At 68.5% G+C, this 12,925-nt stretch carries 11 protein-coding genes; 6 read left to right on the top strand and 5 right to left on the bottom strand.

The features are described 5' to 3' along the window. Positions 1 to 66: 66 nt before the first annotated feature. Together AC5P7F_RS19960 and AC5P7F_RS19965 are read left to right on the top strand one after the other, a co-directional pair. Complete coding sequence (locus AC5P7F_RS19960; RefSeq protein WP_075076551.1) at positions 67 to 714, top strand: ABC transporter ATP-binding protein; 648 nt, start codon at positions 67 to 69, stop codon at positions 712 to 714. Continuing rightward, entirely contained in the window at positions 711 to 3,221 is a 2,511-nt protein-coding gene (locus AC5P7F_RS19965; protein WP_049440166.1) for an ABC transporter permease, read from the top strand. Before AC5P7F_RS19960 ends, AC5P7F_RS19965 begins: the two co-directional genes overlap by 4 nt. A 102-nt stretch (positions 3,222 to 3,323) precedes the next feature. Here the strand turns inward: AC5P7F_RS19965 and AC5P7F_RS19970 are convergent, their stop codons facing one another. From AC5P7F_RS19970 to AC5P7F_RS19990, 5 genes are all read right to left on the bottom strand, one after another. Continuing rightward, the gene (locus AC5P7F_RS19970) at positions 3,324 to 4,259 is read right to left on the bottom strand and encodes a DUF6607 family protein (RefSeq protein ID WP_164077289.1); all 936 of its coding nucleotides are present in this window, start codon (positions 4,257 to 4,259) and stop codon (positions 3,324 to 3,326) included. Positions 4,260 to 4,332: 73 nt separating this feature from the next. Then, positions 4,333 to 4,932: a hemin transporter gene (locus AC5P7F_RS19975; RefSeq protein ID WP_032956720.1), complete on the bottom strand. Its 600-nt coding sequence runs from the start codon at positions 4,930 to 4,932 to the stop codon at positions 4,333 to 4,335. Between the two features lie 4 nt (positions 4,933 to 4,936). Further along, on the bottom strand, positions 4,937 to 7,129 hold the full coding sequence (locus AC5P7F_RS19980) for a TonB-dependent hemoglobin/transferrin/lactoferrin family receptor (RefSeq protein WP_321210599.1): 2,193 nt from the start codon (positions 7,127 to 7,129) through the stop codon (positions 4,937 to 4,939). 153 nt (positions 7,130 to 7,282) lie between these two features. Next, positions 7,283 to 7,477, bottom strand: coding sequence for a hemin uptake protein HemP (hemP, locus tag AC5P7F_RS19985; RefSeq protein WP_005412278.1), 195 nt, complete (start codon positions 7,475 to 7,477; stop codon positions 7,283 to 7,285). A gap of 202 nt (positions 7,478 to 7,679) precedes the next feature. Then, positions 7,680 to 8,651: an aldo/keto reductase gene (locus tag AC5P7F_RS19990; protein ID WP_014645969.1), complete on the bottom strand. Its 972-nt coding sequence runs from the start codon at positions 8,649 to 8,651 to the stop codon at positions 7,680 to 7,682. 193 nt (positions 8,652 to 8,844) lie between these two features. On the opposite strand from AC5P7F_RS19990, the gene AC5P7F_RS19995 reads away from it, so the two are divergent. The 4 genes from AC5P7F_RS19995 to dusB all read left to right on the top strand — a co-directional run bounded on the left by AC5P7F_RS19995 (position 8,845) and on the right by dusB (position 12,858). Continuing rightward, positions 8,845 to 10,143: a nucleoside transporter C-terminal domain-containing protein gene (locus AC5P7F_RS19995; RefSeq protein WP_164077290.1), complete on the top strand. Its 1,299-nt coding sequence runs from the start codon at positions 8,845 to 8,847 to the stop codon at positions 10,141 to 10,143. 25 nt (positions 10,144 to 10,168) lie between these two features. Next, entirely contained in the window at positions 10,169 to 11,134 is a 966-nt protein-coding gene (locus AC5P7F_RS20000; protein ID WP_014645967.1) for a ribokinase, read from the top strand. A gap of 149 nt (positions 11,135 to 11,283) precedes the next feature. Next, positions 11,284 to 11,715, top strand: a complete 432-nt coding sequence (locus AC5P7F_RS20005) for a hypothetical protein (protein WP_049406097.1) — start codon at positions 11,284 to 11,286, stop codon at positions 11,713 to 11,715. 147 nt (positions 11,716 to 11,862) lie between these two features. Beyond that, positions 11,863 to 12,858: a tRNA dihydrouridine synthase DusB gene (gene dusB, locus AC5P7F_RS20010; protein WP_046428891.1), complete on the top strand. Its 996-nt coding sequence runs from the start codon at positions 11,863 to 11,865 to the stop codon at positions 12,856 to 12,858. Positions 12,859 to 12,925 lie beyond the last annotated feature (67 nt).

Consider the following 12,925-nt stretch of genomic DNA (forward strand, 5'->3'; position numbering starts at 1 on the left):
CTCATCGACAGCCTGTCCCCCCGCAGCACGCCCGTCGCCATCGCCGTCGACCAGGTCGGCAAGTCCGTGCAGGGCCCGGAGGGTGAAGTCCACATACTGGACAACATCACCCTGACCGTCCATGAAGGCACCAGTGTGGCCATCGTCGGCGCTTCGGGGTCCGGCAAGACCACCCTGCTCGGCCTGCTGGCCGGACTGGACCTGCCCAGCCGCGGCCACGTCGCGCTGGCGGGCCAGAACCTGGGCGACCTGGATGAAGAAGCACGGGCCCAGCTGCGCGCGCGTGCGGTCGGCTTCGTGTTCCAGAGCTTCCACCTGCTGCCGGCGCTGACTGCCGCCGAGAATGTCGCGCTGCCGTTGGAACTGGCCGGACGCGAGGACCGGGCGCGGGTGGACGAGGTGCTGGCGCAGGTCGGCCTGGCCCATCGCGCCCGCCACTACCCGCGCCAGCTGTCCGGCGGCGAGCAGCAGCGCGTGGCGCTGGCACGTGCCTTCGTCACCCGCCCGCGCATCCTGTTCGCCGACGAACCGACCGGCTCGCTGGACCATGCCACCGGCCAGCACATCAGCGACCTGCTGTTCGAACTCAACGCCGGCAGCGGCACCACCCTGGTCCTGGTCACCCACGACCTGCGCCTGGCCCAGCGTTGCCAGTACATCCACCGCATCGATGACGGCCGCCTGCTGCCGGTCGAGCGTGGGGCACAGGCATGAACGTGCTGCGCCACGCGTGGCGCGCGCTGCGCCGCGAGGCGCTGGCCGGCGACCTGCTGACCGTGTTCGCCGCGCTGGTGCTGGGCGTGGCGGTGATGACTGCGGTGGGCACGCTGGTGAACCGGGTCAACCTGGCGCTGACCGGCAGCGCGGCGGAAATGCTCGGCGGCGACCTCGGCATCGCCGGGCGCGATGATCCGCCGCAGGCATTCGCCGACGAGGCGCAACAGCGCGGCCTGGCGCATACCCGCATCGCCAGCTTCGGCAGCGTGCTGTTCAACGGCGATGCCAGCCAGATGGCCAGCATCAAGGCGGTACAGGCGGGTTATCCGCTGCGCGGCACGCTGCGGGTCCGGGCCACGCCCGGCGGTGCGTTGATCGCCGATGCCGGCATGCCGCCCAAGGGCCAGGCCTATGCCGACCCACGCCTGCTGCAGGGGTTGGGGCTGAAGGCCGGCGATGACCTCGAGTTCGGCGCCGGCACGCTGCGCATCGCCGGCATCATCGAGGCCGAGCCGGACAGCGGTGGCGACCTGCTGACTCTCTCGCCCACCCTGCTGGTCAACCGCGCTGATGTGGAGGGCACCGGCCTGCTCGGCCCGGGCAGCCGTATCAACTACCGGCTGATGTTCGCCGGCGCAGCGGAGCCGATCGCGGCGCTGCGCCAGTGGCTGCTGCCGCAGGTGAAAGGCCTGCGCCTGCTGAGCGTGGACGACACCCAGCGTGGCGTGCGCCAGGCATTCGATCTGGCCGGGCGCTTCCTCGGCCTGAGCGCGCTGCTGGCGGTACTGCTGGCCGGTGTGGCCACCGCGCTGGCGGCCAACCGCTTCGCCCTGCGTCGCATCGACCAGGTGGCGATCCTGCGCTGCCTGGGCGCACGCCAGCGCGACATCCTGCTGGGCCTGGCGCTGCAGCTGCTGATGCTGGCGGTGCCAGCCTGTGCGCTCGGCATCGGCCTGGGCATGGCCGCGCAGGAAGGCCTGGTGCAGGTGCTGGGCAGCCTGGTGCCGCAGCGCCTGCCGCTGCCGGAAGCGATGCCGGCGCTGACCGGTGCCGGCATCGGCCTGCTGCTGCTGTTCGGCTTCGGCCTGCCACCGCTGCTGCGCCTGCGCGGGGTGCCGCCGATGCGGGTGCTCAACCGTTCCTTCGCCGCCCTGCCGCCGGCGTCGCTGCTGGCCTATGTGGCGGCGCTGGCGGCCAGCCTGCTGCTGGCGGTGCAGGTCACCGGCGATCTGAAACTGGCGCTGTGGGTGCTGGGCGGCCTGGCCGCGCTGGCGCTGGCGGCCGGTGCGGTCGGCTTCGTGCTTCTGCAGCTGCTGCGCGGCCTGCAGCACCGCCTGCATGGCAACTGGCGGTTGGGCCTGGCCGCGCTGACCCGGCGCCGGCTGCTGGCGGTGATGCAGCTGGTGGGGCTGTCGCTGTCGCTGTGCGCGTTGTTGCTGCTGGCGGTGACCGGACCCGGCCTGCTGCAGCAGTGGCGCGAGCGCCTGCCTGCGGATACGCCGAACTACTTCCTGATCAACATCCAGCCCGAACAACGCGACGGTGTGCTGGCCGCATTGCGTGGACTGGGCGCCGGCGACGCCAGTATCGAGCCGATGGCGACCGGCCGCCTGATCGCGATCAACGGCAAGCCGCCGCTGCGCGTGGACCAGGCCGCCGCCGAGGGGAACGGCGCGAACAACGGCCCGCGCGAGGACGACGACGAGAACCGGCCGCTGAACTTCAGCTGGCGCAGCAGCTTCCCACCCGCCAATGCGCTGCTGGAGGGCCGCTTCTGGCAGGCCGGCAGCACCGCGGCGGAAGCCTCGGTGGAAACCGGCTGGGCGCGGCGCTACGGCGCGCACCTGGGTGATCGCATTACGATTTCCGTAGGCGAGCAGCAGCGCGAGTTCACCGTCACCAGCATCCGCAAGGCGGACTGGAACACGTTCCGCCCGAATTTCTTCGTGCTGTTGAACCCCAATGCGGTGGGCGATACCCCGCACAACCTGCTGTCGGCCTTCCATCTGCCGTCCGGCAACGCGGCCGGGCTGGGCGAGCTGGTGCGCGCGCAGCCGAACCTGTCGCTGCTGGACGTGGACGCGGTGATCTCGCAGGTGCGCGATGTGATGGAGCGCGTGGCGCAGGCAGTGCAGCTGGTGATGGTGTTCAGCCTGCTGGCCGGCGTGCTGGTGCTGCTGGCGGCGCTGCAGGCCACCGCCGGCGAGCGCCGCTACGACAGCGCGGTGCTGCGCACGCTGGGCGCGACCCGGCGCCAGCTGCGCGGCGCGGTGCTGGTGGAGTTCGGCGCGCTGGGCACGCTGGCGGCGTTGCTGGCGGTGGGCGCGGCCGCAGCGATCGGCGTGGCGGTGTCGCAGAAGGTGTTCGAGCTGCCCTTGCTGCCGCCGTGGCCGGGCCTGCTGATCGGCGGCGTGGTCGGCATCGGCTTGAGCCTGCTGGCGGGCTGGTGGGGTACGCGGGCGATCCTGCATACGCCGCCGGCATTGGCACTGCGCGAGGCCTGAATCAGTTGCGCCTCCGGATGGCGTGCCGAGCAAGCCCGGCCCCCACCGGCAGCCGGTGAATGCGGTGCCGGGTACCCCCGGCACCTCTCTCCATCGCGGCGATCAGCCTTCCTTCGGCGCCTTTTCCACGTACTTGGCGAACACCTCGTCGATCTGCTTGTCCTTCACCTTTTTGCCGGACTGGATCGCTTCGGCCTGGGTGAACAGCGGAATAATCATCGCCATGCCATCGATCTTGGTCTTCAGGTGCACGCCCGGGGCCTGGCCGAGGAAGCCGTCCCAACGCTGGCGCACCTTGGCCCAGTAGCCGGCAGTGGCCTTCCAGTAGTCACGCGCCGGGGTGAAGTCGACCTCGGTGGTCTTCACGTAGTCGTTGAAGCCGAACTCGCGTGCGATCTCCACCTGGCTGCCGTCGGCGTTGCGCTGCACCTTGGTGTTGAACTGCTCGTGGGTCCAGCCATTGGGCGTGAGCGTGTGGCGGTTGACGACGGCCAGCGCGTTGTAGTCGCTGCGCTTGGTGTACTCACGGCGCGGCAACGGGCGCCAGCTGAGGTCGCTGGTCCAGCTCGGCACGTTGTTGGTGTAGCTCCATTTGCCGGTGCCGCAGTAGCGCGGTGCGTCGCTCACTTCGTACACGCACTGGGTCCAGGCGCCCTGGTTCACCGCCGCGGGAATGCGGCGTACCTGCCAGGTCTGGTCGGCGCTGAACTCGAAACGGTTCGGTGCTTCGTAGACCCAGTCCTGGCGCCAGTGCTTGGTGATGTGGCCGCTCTTCTCGTCCAGCAGCAGGTGCTGCAGCACGATGCGCTTCGGCGTGTCCTCGACCACGATCACCAGTTCGTTGCCGCCGCTGCGCATCGCCGGGGCGCGCTCGTAGCCGGGCTTCAGCAGCACGGTCTCGTCGAATGCGAAATCGACGGTGTACTCGCCCTGCATGGCAAGGATGCTGTCGTGGTCGCGGGCGATGCCGGAGGGCTGCGCGCTGGCCACGCCGCTGGTGGCGAGCAGCAGCAGGACGCTGGCTGTCTGGAGCTTCATCGGGGTCTTCCTTCGGGGTTGCAGATGCAGTGAGAGGCCGTCCGTGGCCGACAGGCGTTCCATCGGGAAAGGGTTACAGCCGGATCAGCGGCAGGTCGCCGGGAACCCGCGGCGCCGAGCGACGTGCAGCATCGGCGCAGCAGCAATCGTCGATCGCCAGCTCGCCTTCGGCACCTTCCAGCCGCGCGATGCGACGCGCGGTGGCTGCGCCCAGCGAGGACAACGTCGACAGGCTTGCAGCCAGGGTGCGGCCGTCGTCGGCGGCATGCAGGCGCAGCGCGCACAGTCGCCAGCGCTGGCCACCGAGATGGCCGGCCAGGCGCCGCCACAGGCGTTCGCCGACACTGCCCTCGCTGTCATGCTCCGGGCCCGGCGGCAGCGCCGCGACCAGCCGGTCCCAGGCCAGGAAATCGCTGTCGGGCAACAGGTACAGCCGCCACACGCAGCGGCCGCGGGCATCGAGGAAGCACAGGCTTTCGCGCACGCCCTCGCTGTCCACGCCCTGGCAGGCATGCACGCGTACTGCCTGGCGCCAGCCACCGAGCTCGTTGCCGTCGGCGCGGTACAGGCACAACACGGTGCCGAGCGTGGCCAGCTGTGCCGGCGTCGGCCAGGCCGCGCTGCCCTGCGCGGCGATGGCGTCGTTCCTGCGTGCGGACAAGGCTCGGCTCATGAGGTCACCAGGAAACGGCAAGGCTGGCGGAGAGGGTGCGGCCCGGGCTGGTATAGCGGTCCAGCACGCGGCTGCCCGGCGACAGCGTCGAACCCACGTTGGACCAGTCGATGTAACGCTTGTCGCCTAGGTTGAACACGCCGACGTTGAAGGTGGCGCCCGGGGCGAAGTTCCAGTGCGCCATCAGGTCGGCCACGCCGTAGCCGGCCGGGCGGTACACCGTGGCGGCGGTGACGCGGTCCTTGCGCTTGACGAAGGTACCGGCCAGTTCGACGCCCCAGGTGTCGGTGTCGTACATCAGGCCGATGGTGCCACGCAGCGGGTCGACCGAATCCAGCGGGGTGTCTTCGGTCCTGTTGTCACCGCGCGACCAGGCCACCGAGCTGCGCAGGGCCCAGCCCTGCAACGCCGGGCTGATCTGGCCAAAGTCGACGCCGGCCTTCATCTCGGCACCGTAGATGCGCGCATCCGCGATGTTGCGCGACTGGAACACCATCAGGCCCTGGGCGTTGGTGCCGACCAGCGACTGCGACTCGATGAAGTCCTTGTACTCGTTGTAGTAGCCGCTGAGGCTGACGTAGGCCGCTGGCGACAGGAAGCGCAGCCCCAGCTCCATGCCGTCACTGGTTTCCGGCTTCAGGTCCGGATTGGGAATGGCGGTGTAACCGAAGGCGAAGTTGGTGAAGCCCAGGTTGACGTCGTTGTACGGCGGCGAGCGGAAGCCATGCGAATAGCCGGCAAACAGCGACCATTCGTCGGTGAAGCGATAGACCATGCCCAGCTTCGGCGAGACGCTGGTCTTGGTCAGCCTGGCCACCGCAACGCCGGGATTGTCTTCGGCGAAGATGCTGTCCACCTCCGGCTTCAGCTCGTAGCGGTCCACGCGCACGCCCGGCACCAGCGACAGCTTGCCGTTGGCCATGCGCACTTCGTCCTGTGCGTACAGGCCCAGCTCGGTGGTCTTGCTGATCGGGAAATCGCGCACCGGGAAGGCGTCGGGCAGGATGGTGGTGCTGGTCTGGCCATTGGCCAGCACCTGGTAGCCGTCGCGCTTCTGGCGGATCTCGGTATGCGCGCCCTCGAAACCGTAGGTCAGCGCGTGTTCGACGCTGCCAGTGCTGAACGCCTTGTTGAACTGCGCCTGCAGGCCGTAGACGCGCTGGTCGAAGCTGAACTCGCGGTGGCGGCGGCTGCGGTTGGCGCGGTCCTCATCCGTGATCTGGGTGGTTTCGCTGTGCTGGGTATACAGCTGCCAATACAGGCTGTCGGCGAAGCCCTTGTCCAGCGCATCCATTTCATGGGCGAACGACACGCGGGTGCGGTTCTGCGTATCGCGCGCCTTCATGCCGGTGGTGGTGGTGCGGTCGATCGAGGACAGCACGTTGGTATCGGTGTTGTCTTCGTTGCCTTCCACGGTCAGCCGGAAGCGCTGGTCCTCGCTCGGCGCATAGACCAGCTTGGCCAGGCCACTGCGACCATCGCGGTCCTGCGGGTTGGGCGCGGTGCGGGTATTGTCGAGGCTGCGTACATCACCCTTGTTGCCGGTTTCCTGGCCCTGGCGATGGTTGATGTTGACCATGCCGCTCCAGTGTTCGCCGCCGAACGCGCTGGTCACGCCGCCGAGCAGGCCCTTCCACTCACCGTCGTAGCCGAACTTCAGGCCGACGTAGCTGTCCTTGCCATCCTTCAGATAATCGGCCGGATCCTTGGTGACGAAGGCCACCACACCCCCGAGCGCGTCGGACCCATACAGCGAGCTGGCCGGGCCGCGCACGATCTCCACGCGCTTGAGCGTATCCAGATCGGTGAAATTGCGGTTGGCGTTGGAGAACGAGCCGATGTTGAAGCTGGTGGGCATGGCGATGCCGTCGGTCTGCACGCGCACGCGGTTGCCGTCCAGGCCACGGATGCGGATGCTGCCAAGGCCGAAGCGCGGGGCGCTGCGGCTGACCGACAGGCCCGGCTCGTAGCGCAGCAGATCCTTGATGTCCTGCACCAGGTGCCGGTCCATCTGCTCGCGGTCGATGACGTCCACGGTGGCCGCCACATCGCTCACCGCCCGCTCGGTGCGGGTGGCGGTGACCTGCACACGGTCGAATTCGCGCGCATCGGGCGCGGCGGTGGCCGCGGCAGCAGCATGGGCAGACAGCGGCAGGGCCATCCAGACGGCAAGGCAAAGGGCGGTAGGGCGGGTCATCGGGTTCGTTCGGTCAGGCAGGGGAACCCCCGGTTACCGGCACACCCGGAGGGTGCACGCGGTAGACCGAGGGGGAGAGAGCGGGAGCGGACGGGTCGCCCACCTTGCCGGCGCGGCCGGCAGGAGGGAGGGGGGCGGGCGACCAGGCCGCGATTACTTGGTCAGGATCAGCTTGTCGTTGCTGGTGTGCCGCAGGCGATAGAAGCGGTCGCCGTGCTGGATCAGGATTTCACGACGGCCCTTGAGCAGGGCTTCGCTGTCGATGACCTCTTCCGGCGGAACGACACGGACCGGACGATCGCGGAGGGTCAGCGTTTCGGGGCGCAGCAGTACAGGTTGAGCATTCATGAGCATCTGGACTCGTGCGAGGGACGAGTCAAATGATAATGATTCTCAGTTGACAATCAACAACCATTCTCAATTTGATTGATGAGATTAATGATCGAATTCTGAAATTCGATAGATCATGTCAATCAAATGGCGACGCAGCCGTGTAGAGTCGACTCTACCGAGGCCCCCGACGCCCCCGAGGCCCGGTCGGCCCCGGGGTTCAGGCGAAGGCGGCTTCGACGTCGGCCCAGCCGGCGGCGTCGACCTGCTCCAGCACCTCCAGCGCCTGCAGGTTCTGCAGCAGCTGGCTGACCCGGCTGGCACCGAGGATCACGCTGGAGACGTTCGGGTTGCGCAGGCACCAGGCGATGGCCAGCGTGGCCGGCGCCTGCCCCAGCGCACGCGCCACCTCGCTGAAGCGGCGCACCTGGGCCAGGCGGGCCTCGGCGTCGTCACCCAGCACCAGCGCCTGCAGCCATTCCATGCCCTCGCGGCCCAGCCGCGCATCGGCCGGAATGCCCTGGTCGTACTTGCCGCTCAGCAGGCCCGAGGCCAGCGGCGAGAAGATGGTGGTGCCCAGGCCGGCACCGGCATACAGCGGCGCGTACTCGACCTCGACCCGTTCGCGGTGCAGCAGGTTGTACTGCGGCTGCTCCATCGACGGGCCCTGCAGGTTGCGCGCCTCGGCGATGTCCAGCGCCTGCTGGATCTGCACCGCCGACCACTCCGAGGTCCCCCAGTAGAGGATCTTGCCTTGCCGCACCAGGGTATCCATGGCATGCACGGTCTCGGCGACCGGCGCGTCCGGATCCGGGCGATGGCAGTAATAAAGGTCCAGGTAGTCCACCCGCAGGCGCTTGAGCGCCGCATGGCAGGCGTCGGTCACATGCTTGCGCGACAGGCCGCGCTGGGTCGGCCGTGGGTCCTTGGCGCTGCCGAAGAACACCTTGCTGGAGACGCAGATGCCGTCGCGCGGCAGGCGCAGGTCGGCGATCACATCGCCCATCACCTGTTCGGCGCGGCCGTTGGCATAGCCCTCGGCGTTGTCGAAGAAGTTGACGCCGTGGTCCCAGGCGGCGGCCACCAGGTTGCGGGCCTCGTCGCGCGGGATCTGGTCACCGAAGGTCACCCAGGCGCCGAAGGACAGGGCGGAAATCGGCAGGCCGGTGGAGCCCAGGCGACGGTATTGCATGCGAATCTCCTGCTGCGGGCCCGCATCCGGGCCGGGATCGAGCCCCATTCTACCTGCCGCCGCCGGCCGCAAGCCCTTGCCGTTGCTGGCCTGATCGGTACCGATAGATGCGCGCACGCTGCTTTTTCTTGCCCCGGCCCCTGCCCTGCACTAGGCTTCCCGTTTTTCGCGACGCCCCAGGGGAGTCACTCACATGGTCGAAGGTTTGGGCAGGATCGGCTTCGGCCTGTTCGGGTTGGCGGTGCTGATCGGCATCACCTGGTTGTTTTCCAACAACAAGCGTGCGGTTGACTGGAAGCTGGTTGCCACCGGTATCACCCTGCAGATCGCGTTCGCGGCGCTGGTGATCCTGGTGCCGGGCGGCCGCGACGTGTTCGATGCGCTGGGCAAGGGCTTCGTCAGGGTTCTCAGCTTCGTCAATGAAGGCTCGGGCTTCATCTTCGGCTCGTTGATGGACACCAAGAACTACGGCTTCATCTTCGCCTTCCAGGTGCTGCCGACCATCATCTTCTTCTCGGCGCTGATGGGGGTGATGTACCACCTCAACGTCATGCAGGCGATCGTGCGCGTGATGGCGTGGTCGATCACCAAGGTGATGCGCGTGTCCGGCGCGGAAACCACCAGCGTCTGCGCCAGCGTCTTCATCGGCCAGACCGAGGCGCCGCTGACCGTGCGCCCGTACATCGCCAGGATGACCCAGTCCGAGCTGCTGACCATGATGATCGGCGGCATGGCCCACATCGCCGGCGGCGTGCTGGCGGCCTATGTGGGCATGCTCGGCGGTGGCGACCCGGCGCAGCAGGCCTTCTACGCCAAGCACTTGCTGGCAGCGAGCATCATGGCCGCACCGGCCACCCTGGTCGTGGCCAAGCTGCTGATTCCGGAAACCGGCACCCCGCTGACCCGCGGCACGGTGAAGATGGAAGTCGAAAAGACCTCCAGCAACATCATCGACGCGGCCGCTGCCGGTGCCGGTGACGGCCTGAAGCTGGCGCTGAACATCGGCGCGATGCTGCTGGCCTTCATCGCCCTGATCGCGCTGCTGAACGCCCCGTTGACCTGGATCGGCGAGGTGACCGGCCTGGCCGCTGCCATCGGCAAGCCGACCAACCTGTCGACCATCTTCGGTTACGTGCTGGCCCCGATCGCCTGGGTGATCGGTACCCCGTGGGCTGATGCCACCACCGTCGGTTCGCTGATCGGCCAGAAGGTCGTGATCAACGAATTCGTCGCCTACACCGAACTGTCGCAGATCGTGAACGGCCAGGTGGCCGGCGTGAGCCTGTCCGAGGAAGGTCGCCTGATCGCCACCTACGCGCTGTGCGGCTTTGCCAACTTCAGCTCGATCGCGATCCAGATCGGCGGCATCGGCGGCCTGGCCCCGGAACGTCGCCACGACCTGGCCAAGTTCGGCCTGCGCGCGGTGTTGGGCGGTACCATTGCCACCTTCATGACGGCGACCATCGCCGGCGTGCTGACGCACTTCAGTTGAACCCTTGGTTGAGAAAAGATTCCCTATGAGCAGCAGTGTCGTTGTCGTCGGTTCCTTCAATGTCGATCACGTGTGGCGGTGTGAGTCGCTGCCGGCACCGGGTGCGACCATTGCCGGCCGCTACAGCACCGGCCCCGGGGGCAAGGGCTTCAACCAGGCGGTGGCGGCCTGCCGCGCCGGTGCCGACACGCACTTCGTGTGCGCGTTGGGCGATGACGCCGGTGGCGCCACCGCGCGTGAACTGGCTGCGCAGGATGGCTTCGCGCTGATCGCCGAGGCCAGCAGCGAACCGACCGGCACCGCGGGCATCTACGTGGACGCGCGTGGCCGCAACACCATCGTGATCGGCCCGGGTGCCAACGCCGCGCTGGGCACCGATTTCCTGCAACAGCAGCAGGCCCTGCTGACCCGCGCCAAGGTGGTGCTGGTGCAGCTGGAATCGCCGGTGCAGACCATCGAAGCGGCGCTGGCCACGGCCCGCGAGGCCGGTGTCACCACCGTGCTCAATACCGCACCGGCCGATGCGCCCTCGACCATCGGCCTGCTCAAGCTGGCCGATGTGATCACCCCGAACGAAACCGAGTTCGCTGCCCTGCTCGGCCGCCATGTCGGTGAGCGCGTGGATGCCAACGACGTCGCCGCGCTGGATGGCGCCAGCCTGCACGCGCTGTGCCGCAAGCTGGTCGGCAACGGCACCGTGGTGGTGACCCTGGGTTCGGTGGGCGTGTTCGTGTCGCATGCCGACGAGAACCTGCGCGGCGATACCCAGCCGTACTACCGCGTGGGTGCCGAACAGGTGCAGGCGATCGACACCACCGGTGCCGGTGACGCCTTCAACGGTGCGCTGGCCGCGTCGCTGGCGCAGGTGGCCGACGCCCCGTTCGCCCGCCACGTGCGCTTCGCCAACCAGTTCGCCGGCCGTTCGACCGAGAAGGAAGGCGCCGCTGCGGCGATGCCGCGCTTCACCCCGGCCGACGCTGAAGCCAGGTAATTCCACGCCACGCGTGGATGACAAGGCCCGGGTGTGCAGACACCCGGGCCATTCTTTTGCCCATTGCCCAGCCCCTGCGACCGCCTGTCGCATTGCCCACATCCTGCCCCTCGCCCACCATCCGCGCAGCTTCCTCGCACGGGCAGGACATGGACGGATTCCCCTGGCTGCTGGTCGCGGCCGCCGGCAGTGCCGTGGCGGCGCTGCTGCATATCGGCTGCATCGCCTTCGGCGCCGCGTGGTACAGGTACTTCGGTGCCGGCCAGCGCGTGGTCCGGCTGGCGCATGCGGGGCACTGGTGGCCACCGCTGATGACCGCCGGCATCACTGCCGTGCTGGTGGCCTGGACCCTGTACGCACTGGCCGCCGCGGGCTGGCATTCGCCGCTGCCGGCCAGCCGCCTGGTCCTGCCCGGCATCGCCGCGCTGCTGTTGCTGCGTGCCGCGATGGGCTTCGGCCTGGCGCTGTTCCGGCCGGGGTACAACGGCACGCGCTTCTGGGCGGTCAGCTCGCTGGTCTGCCTGGGCCTGGGGCTGGCCTTCGCGCTGGGTACCCGCCAGGCCTGGCAGAGCCTGGGGTAGCCGCCCACCATCGCCCGCCCGTGGGGGCGGCGGAAGCAACCGTCAAGCATCTGCTGATGCCGGTACGGCATGAGGTCGGTGCCGATCGGCCTGAACCGGACCGCGCCCGGCACGGCCGTACCGCCGCCCGCGCCCTACAATGGGCGCATGCAGATCGGCCCGTACACCATTGCCCCCAACGTCGTGCTGGCACCCATGGCCGGCGTCACCGACAAGCCCTTCCGCCTGCTGTGCAAACGGCTGGGTGCGGGACTGGCCGCCTCGGAAATGACCATCAGCGACCCGCGCTTCTGGAACACGCGAAAGTCGATCCACCGCATGGACCATGACGGCGAGCCGGCCCCGATCAGCGTGCAGATCGCCGGCACCGAGCCGCAGCAGCTGGCCGAGGCCGCGCGCTACAACGTCGACCACGGCGCGCAGATCATCGACATCAACATGGGCTGCCCGGCCAAGAAGGTGTGCAACGCGTGGGCGGGCTCGGCGCTGATGCGCGACGAGCAGCTGGTGGCGCGCATCCTCGAAGCCGTGGTCAACGCAGTGGACGTGCCGGTCACGCTGAAGATCCGCACCGGTTGGGACTGCGACCATCGCAATGGCCCGGTGATCGCCCGCATCGCCGAGGCCAGCGGCATCGCCGCACTGGCCGTGCATGGCCGCACCCGCGACCAGCATTACACCGGCCAGGCCGAGTACGCCACCATCGGCGAGATCAAGGCTGCGCTGCGCATCCCGGTGATCGCCAACGGTGACATCGATTCACCGCAGAAGGCCGCCCACGTGCTGCAGCAGACCGGGGTGGATGCAGTGATGATCGGCCGCTCCGCGCAGGGCCGGCCGTGGATCTTCCGCGAAGTGGCGCACTACCTTGCCACCGGCGAGGAACTGCCACCGCCGTCGCTGGCGGAAGTGCGCGACATCCTGCTCGGCCACCTGCATGCGCTGCATGCGTTCTATGGCGAGCCGCAGGGCGTGCGCATCGCGCGCAAGCACCTAGGCTGGTATGCCAAGGACCGGCCGGAGAACGCCGCCTTCCGCGCCGTGGTCAACCGTGCCGAAGACCCGCAGGGCCAGATCGCGCTGACCACGGAATACTTCGACCGCCTGATCGCCGGGGAACCCGCGTTGTCATCTGCTGCCTGAGCGTACTGCCATGCCGTCGAGTCGAGCTTGCTCGACTGAATTTCCAGAGCCGTCGAGCACGCTCGAC

This window comes from Stenotrophomonas sp. YJH_SMC_105-26 (assembly GCF_059368915.1).

Excerpts from the sequence above, each read along its gene's own strand:
- AC5P7F_RS19980 (WP_321210599.1), bottom strand. The coding sequence starts at position 7,129 with ATGACCCGCCCTACCGCCCTTTGCCTTGCCGTCTGGATGGCCCTGCCG.
- dusB (WP_046428891.1), top strand. The coding sequence starts at position 11,863 with ATGCAGATCGGCCCGTACACCATTGCCCCCAACGTCGTGCTGGCACCC.
- AC5P7F_RS19990 (WP_014645969.1), bottom strand. The coding sequence starts at position 8,651 with ATGCAATACCGTCGCCTGGGCTCCACCGGCCTGCCGATTTCCGCCCTG.
- AC5P7F_RS20005 (WP_049406097.1), top strand. The coding sequence starts at position 11,284 with ATGGACGGATTCCCCTGGCTGCTGGTCGCGGCCGCCGGCAGTGCCGTG.
- AC5P7F_RS19970 (WP_164077289.1), bottom strand. The coding sequence starts at position 4,259 with ATGAAGCTCCAGACAGCCAGCGTCCTGCTGCTGCTCGCCACCAGCGGC.
- AC5P7F_RS19995 (WP_164077290.1), top strand. The coding sequence starts at position 8,845 with ATGGTCGAAGGTTTGGGCAGGATCGGCTTCGGCCTGTTCGGGTTGGCG.
- AC5P7F_RS19965 (WP_049440166.1), top strand. The coding sequence starts at position 711 with ATGAACGTGCTGCGCCACGCGTGGCGCGCGCTGCGCCGCGAGGCGCTG.
- hemP (WP_005412278.1), bottom strand. The coding sequence starts at position 7,477 with ATGAATGCTCAACCTGTACTGCTGCGCCCCGAAACGCTGACCCTCCGC.
- AC5P7F_RS19975 (WP_032956720.1), bottom strand. The coding sequence starts at position 4,932 with ATGAGCCGAGCCTTGTCCGCACGCAGGAACGACGCCATCGCCGCGCAG.
- AC5P7F_RS20000 (WP_014645967.1), top strand. The coding sequence starts at position 10,169 with ATGAGCAGCAGTGTCGTTGTCGTCGGTTCCTTCAATGTCGATCACGTG.